The organism is Lactococcus sp. LG1074, assembly GCF_017309525.1.
GTDB classification, from domain to species: domain Bacteria; phylum Bacillota; class Bacilli; order Lactobacillales; family Streptococcaceae; genus Lactococcus; species Lactococcus petauri.
In genome coordinates this window covers 1,499,272-1,515,448 of sequence record NZ_CP071293.1, presented here as the reverse complement: position 1 = coordinate 1,515,448, position 16,177 = coordinate 1,499,272, and the positions used below count along the sequence as shown (strand labels likewise).

The 16,177-nt window shown below is 38.3% G+C and carries 22 protein-coding genes; 14 read left to right on the top strand and 8 right to left on the bottom strand.

Going from position 1 to position 16,177, the window contains the following annotated elements:
• The first annotated feature begins 4 nt into the window (after window positions 1-4).
• A complete protein-coding gene (locus J0J36_RS07515; RefSeq protein WP_003134316.1) occupies window positions 5-907 on the top strand; it encodes a YihY/virulence factor BrkB family protein in 903 nt (300 codons plus the stop codon).
• Between the two features lie 41 nt (window positions 908-948).
• Here J0J36_RS07515 and J0J36_RS07510 read toward each other — a convergent pair whose 3' ends face one another.
• Both J0J36_RS07510 and arr read right to left on the bottom strand, forming a co-directional pair.
• A complete protein-coding gene (locus tag J0J36_RS07510) occupies window positions 949-1,404 on the bottom strand; it encodes a GtrA family protein (RefSeq protein ID WP_003134318.1) in 456 nt (151 codons plus the stop codon).
• A 76-nt stretch (window positions 1,405-1,480) separates the two neighbouring features.
• Complete coding sequence (gene arr, locus J0J36_RS07505) at window positions 1,481-1,894, bottom strand: NAD(+)--rifampin ADP-ribosyltransferase (protein ID WP_003134320.1); 414 nt, start codon at window positions 1,892-1,894, stop codon at window positions 1,481-1,483.
• Between the two features lie 190 nt (window positions 1,895-2,084).
• Here arr and J0J36_RS07500 point away from each other — a divergent pair, with 190 nt between their 5' ends.
• The 7 genes from J0J36_RS07500 (at window position 2,085) to gndA (ending at window position 7,410) form a co-directional block, all read left to right on the top strand.
• A complete protein-coding gene (locus J0J36_RS07500; protein WP_014025241.1) occupies window positions 2,085-2,264 on the top strand; it encodes a hypothetical protein in 180 nt (59 codons plus the stop codon).
• 187 nt (window positions 2,265-2,451) lie between these two features.
• Entirely contained in the window at window positions 2,452-3,375 is a 924-nt protein-coding gene (gene hprK / locus J0J36_RS07495; RefSeq protein ID WP_003134322.1) for an HPr(Ser) kinase/phosphatase, read from the top strand.
• A gap of 33 nt (window positions 3,376-3,408) precedes the next feature.
• Complete coding sequence (gene lgt, locus J0J36_RS07490) at window positions 3,409-4,170, top strand: prolipoprotein diacylglyceryl transferase (RefSeq protein ID WP_206886800.1); 762 nt, start codon at window positions 3,409-3,411, stop codon at window positions 4,168-4,170.
• Between the two features lie 132 nt (window positions 4,171-4,302).
• Window positions 4,303-4,656: a hypothetical protein gene (locus J0J36_RS07485; protein ID WP_003134324.1), complete on the top strand. Its 354-nt coding sequence runs from the start codon at window positions 4,303-4,305 to the stop codon at window positions 4,654-4,656.
• 184 nt (window positions 4,657-4,840) lie between these two features.
• On the top strand, window positions 4,841-5,266 hold the full coding sequence (locus tag J0J36_RS07480) for a DUF948 domain-containing protein (protein ID WP_003134326.1): 426 nt from the start codon (window positions 4,841-4,843) through the stop codon (window positions 5,264-5,266).
• Window position 5,267: 1 nt separating this feature from the next.
• On the top strand, window positions 5,268-5,867 hold the full coding sequence (locus tag J0J36_RS07475; RefSeq protein WP_003134327.1) for a YtxH domain-containing protein: 600 nt from the start codon (window positions 5,268-5,270) through the stop codon (window positions 5,865-5,867).
• Window positions 5,868-5,988: 121 nt separating this feature from the next.
• Entirely contained in the window at window positions 5,989-7,410 is a 1,422-nt protein-coding gene (gndA, locus tag J0J36_RS07470; RefSeq protein ID WP_003134329.1) for an NADP-dependent phosphogluconate dehydrogenase, read from the top strand.
• Window positions 7,411-7,510: 100 nt separating this feature from the next.
• Here the strand turns inward: gndA and J0J36_RS07465 are convergent, their stop codons facing one another.
• From J0J36_RS07465 to J0J36_RS07450, 4 genes are all read right to left on the bottom strand, one after another.
• Window positions 7,511-8,440 carry a metal ABC transporter substrate-binding protein gene (locus tag J0J36_RS07465; RefSeq protein WP_153925295.1) on the bottom strand — a complete coding sequence of 310 codons (930 nt, stop codon included), beginning with the start codon at window positions 8,438-8,440 and terminating at the stop codon, window positions 7,511-7,513.
• A complete protein-coding gene (locus tag J0J36_RS07460; protein ID WP_003134332.1) occupies window positions 8,437-9,291 on the bottom strand; it encodes a metal ABC transporter permease in 855 nt (284 codons plus the stop codon). The genes J0J36_RS07465 and J0J36_RS07460 overlap by 4 nt, the downstream gene beginning before the upstream one ends.
• 5 nt (window positions 9,292-9,296) lie before the next feature.
• Window positions 9,297-10,031: a metal ABC transporter ATP-binding protein gene (locus J0J36_RS07455; protein ID WP_003134333.1), complete on the bottom strand. Its 735-nt coding sequence runs from the start codon at window positions 10,029-10,031 to the stop codon at window positions 9,297-9,299.
• 356 nt (window positions 10,032-10,387) lie between these two features.
• Window positions 10,388-11,320, bottom strand: coding sequence for a dihydroorotate oxidase (locus tag J0J36_RS07450; protein ID WP_003134335.1), 933 nt, complete (start codon window positions 11,318-11,320; stop codon window positions 10,388-10,390).
• Window positions 11,321-11,480: 160 nt separating this feature from the next.
• On the opposite strand from J0J36_RS07450, the gene J0J36_RS07445 reads away from it, so the two are divergent.
• Genes J0J36_RS07445 through J0J36_RS07435 form a run of 3 tightly spaced genes read left to right on the top strand, consistent with a single transcriptional unit; the run spans window position 11,481 to window position 12,440 of the window.
• Window positions 11,481-11,807: a PadR family transcriptional regulator gene (locus tag J0J36_RS07445; RefSeq protein ID WP_003134338.1), complete on the top strand. Its 327-nt coding sequence runs from the start codon at window positions 11,481-11,483 to the stop codon at window positions 11,805-11,807.
• Window positions 11,807-12,166, top strand: coding sequence for a DUF1048 domain-containing protein (locus J0J36_RS07440; RefSeq protein WP_153925542.1), 360 nt, complete (start codon window positions 11,807-11,809; stop codon window positions 12,164-12,166). Before J0J36_RS07445 ends, J0J36_RS07440 begins: the two co-directional genes overlap by 1 nt.
• 1 nt (window position 12,167) lies before the next feature.
• On the top strand, window positions 12,168-12,440 hold the full coding sequence (locus J0J36_RS07435; RefSeq protein ID WP_153925292.1) for a DUF1048 domain-containing protein: 273 nt from the start codon (window positions 12,168-12,170) through the stop codon (window positions 12,438-12,440).
• 39 nt (window positions 12,441-12,479) lie between these two features.
• Here the strand turns inward: J0J36_RS07435 and J0J36_RS07430 are convergent, their stop codons facing one another.
• Together J0J36_RS07430 and J0J36_RS07425 are read right to left on the bottom strand one after the other, a co-directional pair.
• Window positions 12,480-12,650, bottom strand: coding sequence for a DUF3042 family protein (locus J0J36_RS07430; protein ID WP_014025228.1), 171 nt, complete (start codon window positions 12,648-12,650; stop codon window positions 12,480-12,482).
• Window positions 12,651-12,682: 32 nt separating this feature from the next.
• Window positions 12,683-12,883 (bottom strand): DUF3042 family protein, encoded by a 201-nt coding sequence (locus tag J0J36_RS07425; RefSeq protein ID WP_003134343.1) that lies wholly within the window; start codon window positions 12,881-12,883, stop codon window positions 12,683-12,685.
• 170 nt (window positions 12,884-13,053) lie between these two features.
• Between J0J36_RS07425 and J0J36_RS07420 the strand changes: the two genes are divergently transcribed.
• From J0J36_RS07420 to J0J36_RS07410, 3 genes are all read left to right on the top strand, one after another.
• On the top strand, window positions 13,054-14,481 hold the full coding sequence (locus tag J0J36_RS07420; RefSeq protein WP_153925539.1) for a polysaccharide deacetylase family protein: 1,428 nt from the start codon (window positions 13,054-13,056) through the stop codon (window positions 14,479-14,481).
• 131 nt (window positions 14,482-14,612) lie between these two features.
• Window positions 14,613-15,503 carry a tRNA (adenosine(37)-N6)-dimethylallyltransferase MiaA gene (gene miaA / locus J0J36_RS07415; protein ID WP_019292817.1) on the top strand — a complete coding sequence of 297 codons (891 nt, stop codon included), beginning with the start codon at window positions 14,613-14,615 and terminating at the stop codon, window positions 15,501-15,503.
• On the top strand, window positions 15,493-16,161 hold the full coding sequence (locus tag J0J36_RS07410) for a hypothetical protein (protein WP_153925289.1): 669 nt from the start codon (window positions 15,493-15,495) through the stop codon (window positions 16,159-16,161). Before miaA ends, J0J36_RS07410 begins: the two co-directional genes overlap by 11 nt.
• The last annotated feature ends 16 nt before the right edge of the window (window positions 16,162-16,177 follow it).

Genomic DNA, 16,177 nt, shown 5'->3' with positions numbered 1-16,177 from the left:
CCAGATGAAAGCTCTTTTTCAACGTGTATCGTCTTGGCAAACTTTGAAAGACTTCATGAACTTTTATAAAAGTTCAGAGATGTCCTTATCAAGTATTGCTGTGGCTTATTACTTGCTTTTATCCATTTTCCCGCTACTTTTGATTTTTGCCAACATTCTCCCCTTCTTAAATCTTGATATTGATATGATCTTGGATGTGCTTCATGATCAGATCCCGGATCAGATTTATGATATGAGTGTCGGATTTATCCGAAATGTCTTAGAAAATCCCAATACAGGATTACTTTCGATTTCCGTTTTGGCTGGTTTTTGGACATTTTCTCGCGCACTTGCGACCTTACAGATGGCTATGAACAAAGCTTATGAGGTTTCAGAACATCGTGATTTCATTCTCAGCCGAATCATTGGTCTAGTTGTTGGCTTAGGGCTCATGGTTATGCTCTCTTTAACTATCTTGATTTCAACATTTGGTCAGGTGATTTTGACCTATGTGCATGAGAACCTCTTTGCCTTTGATGATCGACTGTATCGGACATTGCAAACAGCTACCTTACCAGTTGTCATCATTGTTGTGCTTATTTCTTTGATTTTACTGTACTTTGTCTTACCCAACGTCAAAATACATAAGTTACGTTATATTATGCCCGGGACCATTTTCTCTACTTTGGTTCTTGTGGCCCTGCCTCATTTTTTTGGGGCCTATTTAAGTCGAGCTTTAGGGCAAATGCGTGACTTTAAACTGGTTGGTTCCTTGCTTATTTTTGGTTTAATGATTTGGTTTATTTTCATTGCTAAAGTTATTATCATCGGAGCGGTATTCAACGCCACTTATCAGAAAAAGTCTTTTGGTCAAATCGAAACACGACGTGGTGAGATTGTTGCTTTTATTAAAGAAATTAGAAAATAAAAAAACGTTCTGTTTTGGCAGACGTTTTTTTTATTATACATTTATACTTTCGCTTTTTTACGGAAAACAATAAATTTTGAATAGAAATAGTTCAAGACAATATTCAATACTTGGATGGCCAGTGAAAGAGCAAGAACGACTACTGGTTTTTTCAAGTGCAAGAGATCCATCAAAATCTCCGGATGACTATCGATAAACCACCATTTCAGAACAATAGCCAAAAGCATGAAGAATAAACGTCCAGCAGCAAAGTTAAGGAAATCACGGAAAATATGCGTAGATTTATGTTTGAAAACCCAAATTTTATTGGTAAAGAAAGCAAAGATAATACTGACAATTTGTCCGATTGCCTCTGAAATCGCCCCCGCATTTATCCCGGGGTGATTAAGCAGATAAAAGCTTGACTGCATAAAGACGTAATAGACAAGGGTCGTCAAGACACCGAAGACGAGATAAGTGAAAGCCTCAGTCTTAGCAAAGTTTTTAATTTTTTCCATAGCACCTCATTTTACCAAAATTGTAGTTTTTTTGCCAGATGATACATGTTTAAAATATAGTCGGATGTAAGGGGGCTTAATTAATAATGGTTGTTTTACTGTTTGTCGCACGTGTGGCAATTTTTTCCCGTAAAATGTCAATCTTATCTTGTGGTTGTCGCGCCCAATCGGTCACCTCAGCAATTACTTTTAATGGTGTAGTAGAGCGATAGGAACGTGTGGGATTACCCGAGAATTTTTTGTCGGTGACATTGGGATCATTTTCATAAGGACCTGTTGGCTCCACCAGATAGACATGTGGCACCTCAGCTTTTCCAGCAGCGATTTGGGCAGCAAAGCCAGCGCCATCTTTTAAAGCTGTAAAATAGATATGATTCATAGTCACACGTGAATCATAATTAGAGACAAAACCCGCCCTTAAATAATCCCCTATTTTGAGTTCGGCTTTCGTCCCGTGGTAGAAAGGACCTTCATCATGTACTTTTTCCATTAGGTAATCTTCTTTCTTAAGTTGATTTCAAAGCTGGCGATACGCGATGATCATAATGTATTATACAGTATCCCGCAACTTTTTTCTATCAGGAAGCGAATGAAAAAACAAGTGTAAAAAAAGTGACGCTCTGGTAAAAATTTCGTTTAGCATATTTGACCTCCGTTCTTGGGTATGATAAACTTAATCTATGTTAAAATCACGATTTTACTCTTTTATACTTGGAACAATCATTGAAGCATGGATTTTCTCCATCGCCTTTTTCCAGGCACAATGGTTTTGGTTCTTTATCGCAAGCTTCCTTTTAGGTCGCAGAATTTATGTGGCTTATAAAGTAGACAAGTTTGTAAAACTTAGCAAGATCAAATAATGGAGAATATCCATTATTTTTTTTTTTTTACTATTTTTAGGTCTGAGATGAACCAGTATACTAAGTTATATTTTGGCTATTGAAAGGGAATAAAATATTAAACTCTATATTATATTAGCCAAAGCAAAAAGGATTATTGTTTATATTTTGATATAATAAGGAGAGAAAAAGACGATAGGAGACGGTTATGACAGTCACAGTACAAGATCTCATCAAAAAAATAAAATTTAATGTTATCTACTCCACGGAAACAGCACTTCAAAAAGAAGTGACCACCTCAGATATTTTACGCCCAGGTTTAGAGATGTCTGGTTATTTTGAATACTTTACCCCTGAACGGATACAACTTTTCGGGATGAAGGAATGGTCCTACATGATGAACGAGGTAGGTGATGCGCGTTATGATATTCTCAAAAAGGTAATGACTGAGATAACTCCTGTTGTTATCGTTGCACGTAATCTTGAAATTCCGGAAGAGATGGTGAATGCAGCGCGTAAGCATGATATTGTCTTGCTGCAGTCACGTGAGACAACTAGCCGTCTGAACAGCATCCTGACCTCTTACTTGGATGAAGAGCTGGCAGAGCGTGTCAGTGTACATGGTGTCTTGATGGACATTTATGGTGTGGGTGTTTTGATTCAGGGAGCAAGTGGTATTGGGAAATCAGAAACGGCTTTGGACTTGGTGGCGCGTAACCACCGTCTCGTGGCTGATGATCGTGTCGATGTTTTCCAAAGAGATGCCTTTACTTTAGCGGGGGAACCAGCGCCAGTTTTGCAAAATTTCTTGGAGCTTCGTGGTGTTGGTATTATTGATGTTATGAGCTTGTACGGTGCGCGTGCGGTCAAGGATCAAACGGATATTGATTTAACAATTTATCTTGAACCTTATGAAGTAGGGGGCGAATTTGACCGTTTGGGTAATGGTGTGAAAAACATTATTCTTGCAGATGTTGAGGTGCCACAGATCAAGATTCCTGTAAAAACAGGACGTAATGTCTCCACAATTATTGAGGCTGCCGTGATGAACTATCGTGCCAAAGATATGGGCTATGATGCAACGGCACTTTTTGAAGATCGTTTGACACATTTGATCGAAAACAATAGCTAAGGAGTGAAAGTGAATTATTTTCCATATTTAGCAATGAATAAGATTGCTTTAGAGTTAGGGCCCTTTTCCATTCATTGGTATGCGATTTTCATTGTGACGGGGGCTGCCCTAGGTGTCTGGCTGGCATGTAAGGAAGCACCACGGCGAGGCTTGACCTCAGATGATGTGATTGACTTTATCTTATGGGCTTTCCCAATCGGTCTGATCGGTGTCCGGGCTTATTACGTTGCTTTCCAATGGGATTATTATAGCCAACATCCGAGTGAAATTATCGCTCTTTGGGATGGCGGAGGTGCAATTTATGGCGGTCTGATTGCGGGTGCAATTGTCTTGTTTGTCTTTTCTTACTATAGGATGATTAATCCTCTGGATTTACTGGATATAAGTATTCCTGGTGTATTAATCGGACAAGCTTTTGGACGTTGGGGAAATTTTGTCAATCAGGAAGCCTATGGTGATGCAGTAAGCAACTTAAATTATCTGCCAACCTTTATTCGGGAGCAGATGTTTATTGATGGCGCTTATCGAATACCCACTTTCCTCTACGAAAGTATTGGAACCTTTTCGGGCTTTCTTCTCATTATGATTTTCCTCCATCGTATTCCAGGACTCAAGCGTGGTGAAATCTTTGCTTTCTACCTTATCTGGTATGGAGCAGTTCGCTTTATTGTGGAAGGCATGCGGACAGACAGTCTGATGTGGGGAGCATTCCGTGTATCACAGGTCTTCTCAGCCCTAATGATTGTTGCGGGTATAGCGTTTGTGCTTATCAGACGTTTGAAAAAAATTGATTAAGAAAAAAATGTACAAGTGTATCTTTTGCAGTAAGGCAAAAGGTGCATTTTTTATTACATTACAAAAAAGTAAGTTCAGCTTCATGCCAGTACGCGTAAAATAGAGATATTAAGAGGAGAAGAGGAGCGAAAAATGAAACATACACTTGCACTTGTGACAACTGTTGGGCTTATCACATTTTGTGTTTTTAATATACTCCATCAACAAAGGGAAACCGTCCGTAGCCTTCCCTCGGATACTCTCGGCACTCACAAAACATCTGCCCCATCGAAAAAGAAAAATGTAAATGTTCTTGACATTTATGCCAAGAACATGAAAAAACGAATCGTTTTTCCGGATAATGAAAAATCGCTTGACGAAAGCGGACAGAAAGATCCAACTGTACAAAAAGTCAAGGATTCAGCAGAATTTTACAGCAAAATCCCCACTTTCATCTCGGATCTTGTCAAAGAAGCTGCCAATCTCTCACATAAGCTTTTCCGGTAAGGCCTCGTTTTTTCTGAGGAAAGAATAAAAAAGGGATAAATATAAAAATCCTCTGAAAACACTGCTACGAGTGCCCTAAATATCTCGGAGAAAATTATGTGCCAAATTAGTTTATAAAAAATATTAATTTTGCTATAATAAAGTAAAATTACCGTTTGAATTTAAGCGGTTTCGGAGGTGAAGTATGGGAGAAATTAGTGTACAAAATATAGCCTGGCTGATCATTGCAATTGCTTTTGCAGCTTTGGTTATCTTCTTAATTGTACTTTTAGTTAAAGTTTCAAAGGTTGTTGAGGAAGCCAATCGTACGGTGAAACTCGTCTCTAGTGATGTCGATGTTTTGCTTCACCAAGCGGATGGCTTGATGGCGAAAGCCAATGTTCTTTTAGATGATGTTAATGGAAAAGTTGCAACAATTGACCCTCTCTTCGTTGCAGTAGCAGAGCTTTCAGAGAGTGTTACTGCGGTGAATAAAAGCAGTCGCGACATGGTTGAACGTTTCTCAAGAAAATCGGGAACGGTTGGTCGTTCAGCTTCGACTTTAGTATTGGCTAAAACAGCAAACAAATTTATGAAGAAGAACAAGAAAAAGAAAGTGGAGGATAAATAATATGTCTAAAAAATCAGGATTTTTAGCAGGAGCTTTGATTGGTGCCGCTGCAGCTTTGTTTTTCGCCCCTAAAAAAGGAAGCGAAATGCGTGAAGATGCGAGTAAGATGTATGACGACTTTAAAGACGATCCAGAAGCCGCATTGAACAACTTACGCGATTTTTCGACAGAAAAATTCAATGATATCAAAGAGCGTTTTGATTCAGGAGAAATTTCTGCAGACTCAGCAAAAGATTATTTGACAAGTAAACGTGATTTGATTAAAGAAAAAGTTGATTCAGGTGAACTTTCAAAAGACTCTGTTATTGAATTTTTCAACAGCACACGCGATGCAATAGTTGATAAAATCAATCAAGCGAAAGAAGATACTGAAGAACTTTTTGATGAGAACGAATCAGAAATTACTGACGAAGTAGTGGAAAAAACTGCTGAGTTCAAAGAAAAGTTGGATGACAGTGCAGATAAAGTCGCAGAAAAAGTCGAAGATGTTAAAGAAGATGCTGCAGAAGCAGTAGAAAATAACGTCGATTTTGGTAAAATTTCTGAAGAAGCCGGAGAGCTTGAAAAAAAAGCTAAAGACCTCTCAGGTACAGAGTGGTAAAAGAGATGCTGTCTGCGGACAGTTTTTCTTTTTGTAAAAATGTTACAGTGTTTATTTGAGCTTTTGTAAAGAAATTGCGTTATAATAGTTTTATCAAAAATAAAAAATCGGAGGATTTACAATGACTCAAGCTAACTTTGGCGTAGTCGGTATGGCCGTAATGGGTAAAAACTTAGCCCTCAATGTTGAATCACGTGGATATACGGTTGCCTTATTTAATCGTACGACTGCAAAAACAGAAGAAGTTGTAGCTGAACATCCAGATAAAAATTTTGTTTTGACAAAAACAATCGAAGAATTTGTAGCTGCGATTGAAAAACCACGCCGTATTATGCTTATGGTACAAGCAGGTCCAGCAACAGATGCGACAATTCAAGCACTTTTACCACATTTGGATAAAGGGGATATCTTGATTGATGGCGGAAATACACATTTCCCAGATACAATGCGTCGTAATGCAGAGCTTGCAGACTCAGGTATTAACTTTATTGGTACAGGTGTTTCAGGTGGTGAAAAGGGTGCTCTTGAAGGTCCTTCAATCATGCCTGGCGGACAAAAAGAAGCTTATGATTTGATTGCACCAATCTTTGAACAAATCGCAGGTAAAGCACCTCAAGATGGCAAACCATGTGTGGCTTATATGGGCCCTAATGGTGCAGGTCACTATGTAAAAATGGTCCACAATGGTATCGAGTATGGCGACATGCAACTCATTGCTGAATCTTATGATCTTTTGAAACGTGTACTTGGTCTTGATAATGCTGAAATCCAATCTATCTTTGAAGAATGGAATGAAGGCGAATTAGACAGCTACCTTATCGAAATCACAAAAGAAGTCCTTAAACGTAAAGATGATCAAGGTACAGACGGTTATATCGTGGACAAAATCCTTGATAAGGCCGGAAATAAAGGAACAGGTAAATGGACATCACAAAGTTCGCTCGATTTAGGTGTTCCATTACCATTGATTACTGAATCAGTGTTTGCACGTTTCATCTCAACCTATAAAGATGAACGTGTGAAAGCAAGCTCAATCTTATCAGGTCCAGAAGTGAAATTCTCAGGTGACAAAGCTGAAATTGTGGAAAAAATCCGTCAAGCGCTCTATTTCTCAAAAATTATGAGCTATGCCCAAGGTTTTGCTCAACTCCGCCAAGCTTCTAAAGAATACGATTGGGATCTTCCTTACGGTACAATCGCGCAAATCTGGCGTGCAGGATGTATCATCCGTGCTGGATTCTTGCAAAACATTACAGATGCTTTTGACAAAGATGCTAACCTTGAAAACCTTCTCTTGGATGAATACTTCATCGATATTACAAAACGCTACCAAGCAGCAGTACGTGATGTAGTAAGTCTTGCTGTTCAAGCCGGTATCCCAGTACCAACGTTCACAAGTGCAATCAGCTACTATGATAGCTACCGCTCAGCAAACTTGCCAGCGAACCTTATCCAAGCACAACGTGACTACTTCGGTGCCCACACATACGAACGTAATGACATGGAAGGAATCTTCCATTACGATTGGTATACAGAAGAATAAAAGAAATACCTTGCTGAGCTCAAGCTCATGTATAAGAGGATTAATCAAAAAAACTACCAAGAAGTTGGTAGTTTTTTTGATATCCTTAAGAAAATGGTGATTACTTACTACTTAACCCATCAGTGATATGATCAATATTCCATTTGAGCATATCGTAATAGGTGTCACCTTTCTGACCTTCGTCAGCAAGTGAATCAGTAAAGATTTTTGAGTAGATTTTTACACCGGTTTGTCTAGAGACAGATTCCATCGTTTTTGGTGAAACGCTGGTTTCCACAAAGAGTGCTTTTACATTTTTATCTTTAACAATCGTGTTGATACGGTTGAGTTGGGCTGGTGCACCTTGGTTGTCTGTATTGATTTCCCAGATATATTCAGCTGTAAGACCGTATTGTTTTGAGAAGTACTTAAAAGCACCTTCACTGGTAACCAAGATTCGGTCTTCCTCCGGAATGGTTGCAATCTTAGCTTTTGCTTCTGTGTCCAGCTGTTGCAACTTATCCGTATATGCTTTGAGATTTTTTTGATAATCTTCTTTATGCTGAGGATCTTTCTTTGAAAGTTCTTTTTCGATATTTTGGGCATAAATAATGCCGTTTTGAATATTAAGCCAAGCATGCGGGTCTTCTTCACTTTCTTTGCCTTTTTCACTTAAGTGAATGGGAGTAACACCTTGGCTAACCATAAAGGTTGAATCTTCTTTACGACTATTTTTAATCAGCTTATCAAACCAACCTTTTCCAGTTTCCAAATTGAGGCCATTGTAAAAGACAAGGTCGGCTTTTTCGACTGCTTGAGTGTCATTGGGTTTCGGATCGTACTGATGGGGATCAGTGCCACGTGGGACCATGCTATAAACATCCACATGGTCCTTCCCGATATTTTCGGCAATATCGGCAATAATGGAGTAGGTGGTTACAACCTTAAGTTTATCAGATGCCATACTTTCTTCTTTTTTAGGCGAGCATGCTGTAAGAAGTAACAGAAGTGAAGCTAAAAGGGCAATTAAAGAGAGCTGTTTGCGGTTCATGATTGAGGTCCTTTCTTAGAATAGCGGATAAATCCGTTGCGAGGGCTGAGGAAGAAGGAGAGGGCAAAGGTAAGTGCCCCAACGATTACAATGGTTGCGCTTGTAGGCAGATCGTATTGGAAGCTGATAATAACGCCCAAAATACCAAATAATACACCTAAGGCAGAAGACATCGCGATCATATGTGGCAATTTATTTACCCAGAGGTAAGAAATAGAGGCAGGAATGATAAGCATGGCAACCACAAGAACAATTCCGACTTGTGACAAGGCAGAAATTGTAAAAAGTGTCAGCAAAATCATCAATAAATAGTGATAAAAAGTATTGTTTAAACCATAAGCTTTAGACATAGTTGGATCAAAGGAAGTAATAAGTAGCTCCTTGAAGAAGAGTTTGACTACCAGAACAACAGCAATCAATAAAACGAAAGACTGAACAAGTTCGTGTGGGGTAACGGCAAGGATATTTCCAAAAAGAATATGGTTAAGGTCTGCACCACTTTCAGCTTTTGTGATTAATATGATTCCTAGAGCAAAGAAGCTACTTAGGATAATACCAATCGAAGCATCTGTCTTCAAATTACTATGTTTGATGATAAATTGAATCAGAATGGCACCTAAAATCCCAGATACTGTTGCGCCAATCAAAACATTTATCCCTAGCATGTAGGAGACAGCAACCCCAGGCAAGACAGCGTGAGATAAAGCATCACCCATGAGAGAAAGACGTCTCAAGACGATAAAACTCCCTAAAATTCCGGAGATTATCCCTAATAAAATGGAAGCGATAAAAGCACTCAGCATGGTTACAGTAAGGCCTGTTACATCTGAAAGAAAAAATAAAATATCCACTGAGACTAGCCCTCGCTTTCCTTGATGATGATATCGCCTAAGACTTCACCGTACGCTCTTTGAAGATTTTCATTAGTGAAAGATTGGGCAGTATAATCAGCACAAATAAGTTTTTTATTAAGAATAACCAGATAATCAAAATATGCTTTAACATTATGAAGATTGTGGTGAACAATGATAATCGTTTTACCATTCTGGCGTAACTCTTCAAGTATATTAATGATGATTTTTTCGCTCATCATATCGATACCCACAAAAGGTTCATCTAAAAAGTAATAGTCAGCTTCTTGGGCCAGTGCACGAGCGATGAAAACACGTTGCAATTGCCCGCCAGACAAAGCGCTTAACTGGCGCTCTTTAAAATTGTCCAAGCCAAGTTTATGAAGTGCATGTTCCGCTTTTTGTCTTTCTTTTTTACGGGGCTTTTGAAAGAGTTTTAAGTTGGGATATGTACCTGTCAAAACGGTATCAAAGACCGTGATTGGAAAGCTAAGATCAATTTCACTACGTTGTGCAACATAGGCAATCTTTCTCTTGAAAGTCTTGAGTGGGGTTTCATCGATGGTAACTGAACCGGATTTGGTTGGGATCATCTCTAAGATGCTTTTCATCAAAGTTGACTTCCCCGCACCGTTAGGACCAATAACTCCTGTACAGGAGCCTTTAGGTATATGCAGTGATATATTTTCTAAGGCAAGGTTGCCTTTATATTCGACGGATAAATTTGAAATTTTTAACATTATTTCCCTTGTTTTTAAAGTTCACAGTGAGCTACTGTTGGCGCCCAAGATTTAGTTTGGTGTCGATAGCGTGATTTGAGTTTTGAAAATTTGGGTATATAAAAATAAGCTTCATACTGAAGGTAGTGTGAAAGGTATGTAGATTAACATTTCTTTCTATAAATTTTGTTTTCTTCCTGCTCTGTCTTAGCGTGAAATGGAAGGGCATGAATTCTAAAAAGTAAAAAATAATTTCTTGTATGAAGTCTTAAATATCATTTTACAGTACATGCTAAATAAAGTCAAGTTATTTATAGGGTATCCTATAAAAATTGAGAAAGAAAAACTAAGGTTTTGCCTTAGTTTAATTTTTATATTTAGAGACTTTTGAGTTTACCACGGAATTCGTCAATAGATTGGTACCCTTTTTTGTCCATGATTTCTTGAAGTTCTCTACGGATTCTTGTGAAAATTTCTGGACCTTCTTTGTGGAGGGCTGTCCCAATTTGGAGCATGCTTGCACCGCAGAGAAGATGTTTAAAAGCATCTTGACCTGTTTCGATACCGCCTGTTCCTATGATTTGTATTTCTGGTTTAAGACGTGTGTAGAAGGCACGCACATTGGCTAAAGCAGTTGGTTTGATGTATTGACCACCAAGACCGCCGAAACCATTTTTAGGTTTAATCACAACAGCCTCCTCTTCAGTATCGATATAGAGGGCATTTCCGACACTGTTGACAGAGTTGACGTAAGTGAGGGGAAACTTGTTAAGAATATCAGCCATTTGATCGAAATGTGCCAAGTCAAAATATGGCGGAAGCTTAACACCCAAAGGTTTTTTGAAGAAAGCAAATACTTTTTCTAACAGTTGCTCTGTTGCTTGGAAATCATAGGCTAATTGAGGTTTACCTGGTACGTTTGGACATGAGAGGTTAAGCTCAGTAATGCCTGAAAATGCGCTCTTTTGAATACTATCCAGCATTTCAAGATTTTCTTCAGGACTCATACCAGCAATGGAGAAAAAGATTGGTGTATCTTGATTTTGTTGTACTTCCAAAACATAATCTAGGTAATAGTTGAAGCCTAGATTAGGAAGACCCATAGAGTTAATGCTTCCTAAAGCTAAGTCGACATAACGCGGAGAAGGATTGCCTTCTCTCTTTTCCAAGGTACAGCTTTTAGTGATATAAGCGCCTGCATCAGATTTTTCTAATTCTTGCAGATCCTCGATAGTCATACAATGTACACCAGATGCATTCATAAAAGGATTGGCAAATTTAGTGTGAGCAAAAGTTGTTTCTTGTTTCAAGTCTCTAAAACCTCTTTCATAATTTTTACTATTCTACCACGATTAGATGAGAAATCAAATGATTAAGCTTAAATTGCATAAGAAAAAGTATTTTACTTTGTTACGTCACTAATCTGTGTTACTATATAGATGTACTTAGTAATACATATTAGGAGTGGTAATGGAAAATAATACGGAAATGCTCAAGGGTGTTTTAGAAGGTTGTGTCTTACAAATCATCAGCCAAGGGGAAACCTATGGTTATGCCATCACACAGCAATTAAAAGAATTAGGATTTACTAATGTAGCAGAAGGCACAGTTTATACGATAACTTCTCGGCTTGAACGGCAAAACTTACTGGAGACAGAAAAAAAAGCCTCAGAAAAAGGTCCATCACGTAAATTTTTTAAGTTGAATACTGCAGGAGAAGAGGAACTGGCAGCATTTTGGGTGCGTTGGGATTTTATCTCAGAAAAACTTTCTGAGATAAGAAATAAGGAGAAATGATGAATTTTTGGGAGAGAATAACAGGAAAAGATATGACTGTGGCGAGGGCAGATTTTGCAGAAAGAGTGAAAGGTCTGCCAGAGAGTTTCCAACGCATATGGGCGGAGCTTGATGAAGAAATCCAAAGATATAGTGATTTGACAGGGAGAAATCTTATCCCCATCATGAGTAGCTTACTTGAATTTTTTGAAGAAACAGCATTTGATCATGAAGATGTTTCAGCTGTCATTGGTGAGGATAAGGAAGCTTTTGTTGCGGAGCTGTTCGATCAACGGCGTCCCATCCCCAATAAATCCTACCGAGACAAATGCCGCGAGCAACTTAATCGAAATGTAGCAAAAAAATTAGGGAGACAATAGAATGAAGTTCAAGAAAATCATTGAAGAAAAAAAAGAGTGGTACGCTCTTCAAAATGCTGTGAAAAAACTACCAAAGGATTATGGTATCGTTTATAAGGAGATTCAGCGATATTTTTTTAAGATTGGTGTTTCTGATCTTCAGGTTCTTGGAGAATTGCTTGCCATTTTTGAAGATGGTGTGAAACGCAATCAAGCTGTGCTTGACGTTACAGGGAAAGATGTTGCGGCTTTTAGTGACAGCTTGCTTGATCAAGAAGAGAATTTTGATAAATAAAAAATGCGTTCTACATGTAAGTAGCACGCATTTTTTTAATTAATGAGCAATACGTTTACGGTTTGCTTTTTTACGACTTTCTTGGGCAAACTCCCATTTGTGTTCAATCGGGTCAACAACACGTTTTTTGTAGATTGCGCCTGCAGTGAACAAAGCAGCAAGAGTGACAATGTTACCGGCAACAAAACCAGTGATGAGATTTTTATTCATAGGTAGACCTCCAAAAGTAATTTTAGTATGTTTTAGCGCGCAAGTCGTTTGCGTTTTGCACGTTTTTGACTTTCAGCAAAAGCGTCTTCTTTAAAGGTAGGACGCATTTCCGCATCAATTAATCCCTTATGTTTAGCAACCATTACCGCAGTACCGGCAACTGTAATTTCAATGGCTTTACCTATTAGGTAGCCCTTAAGATATTTATTCATGCTCTCCTCCTTATTGTCCATAATCATCCTATGTTACTTTGATAAACTTATAAAGTTATTATAACATTTGTCGGGCTCTATACCCAATATTTTAAGCTTCTTTTCCTAGAAAGTATACTAAATATTTGAAAGTGTCAAAAATTATTGTTATCTTAACAGTAGAGACATATAGAGGAGAAAAAGAGGCAATCATGAAGAAGAACGTGCTGAAAGCAGGAAGTGCGATACTAGCACTTGCGATCGTTTTCGGAGCAGCCAGCATACTGGTGAAAACAACAGAAACAGAAAAAGAAAATAAGAAGACTTCCGTGAATACTTATATTCGAAGCATAGCATCTAAAGAAGTAGGAATTGAAACGAAGCAGGAAGACCAAGGTTATCATATCTTGATGAATTATCCCAAGACAAAAAATAAAGTGATTAATCAAAAGTTGGAAGAATTTTCCAATCATGAACTTTCTTCTTTTAAAGAATGTACACCAGAGAAGGATACGGATGAGAAGGGTTCATTGTTTCAATCCTTTGAAACTTATGAGTTTTCCCCAGATATCGTGAGTTTCAAATTTAATGTGATGCGCAAAAGCAATGCGCGTGTCCAAGCTGAAAACCAAGTCATCACTAAAACTTACAATTTGAAAGAAAATAAAGAGTTACAGCTTTCTGATTTGTTCAAGGACAAGGATGATCTCAGCAGTATCGCACAAAATATTTATGAGAAAATGGTGAAGCTCCAAGAGAATTCAAATCAGAGGGCCAAGCAGGTATTAAGTGCGGGATTGCAGCCGATGGAGAAAAATTTTAATGCTTTTATCTTGGATAATAAATGTCTGGATTTCTTTTTGAGACCGGGTCAAGTCAACAGTAGTACAAACTTATATACTAAAGTTTCAGTTCCACTGAGTGAGTTAGGCGAGATTGTCAAACCACAGATTTTAGTGGGGGATTTAAAAGAAGAAGCGAAACATTCGAAAATAAAAATTCCTTCTGCCCAACAGGTGCAAAGTAAAGCGCTGGCACATAAGAAATTAGTGGCTTTAACTTTTGATGACGGACCAGATCCACAAACCACACCACGCTTGCTTTCCATTTTAAAGAAGGCAAATGTTCCTGCGACATTTTTCGTACTCGGAAACCGTCTGGAACTCTATCCAGAATTAGTTAAAAAAGAACATGCTTTAGGAAATCAAGTGGGCTCACATACGTATAATCACGAGAATCTGCCACAACTCCCTGCAAAACAAGCACAAGATGAAATCAAAAAAACTTCAGATTTGATGCAAAAGACAGTGGGCATTCGTCCTCAAGGCTTACGGCCTCCTTACGGTGCTACAACGCCTCAAATCAATAAAATGGCACAAACCCCGATTATTCAGTGGAGTGTAGACTCTTTAGATTGGGAAAGTAAAAATGTGGATCAAATTGAACAAGTTGTCATGAATGAAGTTTATGATGGCTCTATTATCCTCATGCATGATATTTATGATACCTCTGTCGATGGGGCAGCAAGAGTGATTCAAAAACTAAAAAATCAAGGCTATACATTTGTAACAGTCAATCAACTCATACAAGCACGTGGCAAACTTGAAAATTCACACGTTTATTACAATGCAACACAATAAATGAAATCCTCATGTGTAAGATGAGGATTTTTATATGGTAAAAGAGTTCCTAAGTAGAAAAATGCTATAATAAAAGAAGATATCTTCGTACACAGGACAAGAAAGATAAGAAAATTAATAGAAAATATTATATGAAAAATAAGGTAATAGTCGTGGTCGGACCAACAGCTGTAGGTAAAACAGCTTTGGGCATTCAGCTGGCTCAAGTTTTTGATGGTGAGATTATTTCAGGCGATTCGCAACAAGTCTATCGTGGGCTGGATATCGGGACAGCCAAGGCAAGCCCAGAAGAACAATCCGCAGCAGTGCATCATTTGATTGATGTACGGGATGTAAATGAAAATTATTCTGCTTTTGACTTTGTTCAAGAAGCTACCGCTTGCATAGATCAAATTATTTCTCGAGGTAAGCTTCCGATTATTGTCGGTGGCACGGGGCTTTATATCCAGAGTCTTGTTGAGGGTTATCACCTAGGAGGGCAAGAAAATCATGAGGCAATGATGGAACTGCGTCGAAGCTTAGAGAAACTCTCTGATGAAGAGTTATTTGCGCGTGTCTCCCAATATATTCCTGAGCTGAATCGGCGAAGGGCAATGCGTTTTCTTGAGCTGGAAGCTTTTGGTACAGGCGAAAATCAAGCGTCTGATTATGAGTTTTGTCTTCTCGGTCTGAATGCAGAAAGAACAATACTCTATGATCGAATAAATCACCGGGTAGACGATATGTTAGAACAGGGCTTACTTGAAGAAGCACAAGCTTTATTTGAAAATCACCCCGAGGTTCAAGCTGCAAAAGGTATTGGCTATAAGGAGTTTTTCCCTTATTTCTCAGGGGAACTCTCACTTGAAGAGGCAGTGGAACTTGTAAAAAGAAATTCACGAAGATATGCGAAACGTCAATTGACTTGGTTCCGCAACCGGATGAATGTCAATTTTTACGATGTTTTTGATGAAGATTATCCAGAAAATGCTATAATATGTGCAAGAGAATTTTTAAATATGGAGGAAAAAAGTGAAAAATAAGGAATATATTGATTTAGGTTTGAAATACGGAGGCTACATGGCTCAAGACCGTGTCTTTTTGGAAAATCGTTTAGCAAATTTAGACGATGAAAAGGAAAAAATGCTGTTGGTGACTCCGCCTTCAAGTGTAATCAATGCTTATTTTGCAGAACTTTATCAAAAACGTTCTCCCCAAGATGCCACAGACTATTTCTTTGAGTTGTCACGTGATCTGAAGATGTTTCAAGCCCAGCCTAATTTTCATCTTGAAGGAAAAGAAGGAACAGAAAATTTCCGCTTTATGCGCTTAAATCTATCCGGCAAATCTTTTGGTTTTTGCTACCGCAATGCGCACGAAGAAGCGGTTGTCTTTAGTGAGTTTCCACTGAAGATGACGGCTCAAATCATTTATGAAGTCGCACAGATTTTTCCACATTATGTTTTGGAACAAGAAGGCGATTATATCATTATGAGAAAGGCGAATTTTGAAGGTCAATTCACAGATGCACAAGAACTATCCGATTTGACAACTGCTGATGAAAATGATGACTATATTCGTTTGACAGGCTATAATTTTGAGGATTTGGTGCTTCAAGCTGAAAAAATTCGTTACATCCATCCTCTCCTCTATCAAGCAGAGCAAAATAAGTGTTATATGTACATTTCTAAAGGATTTTGATTGGAATATTCTAAAG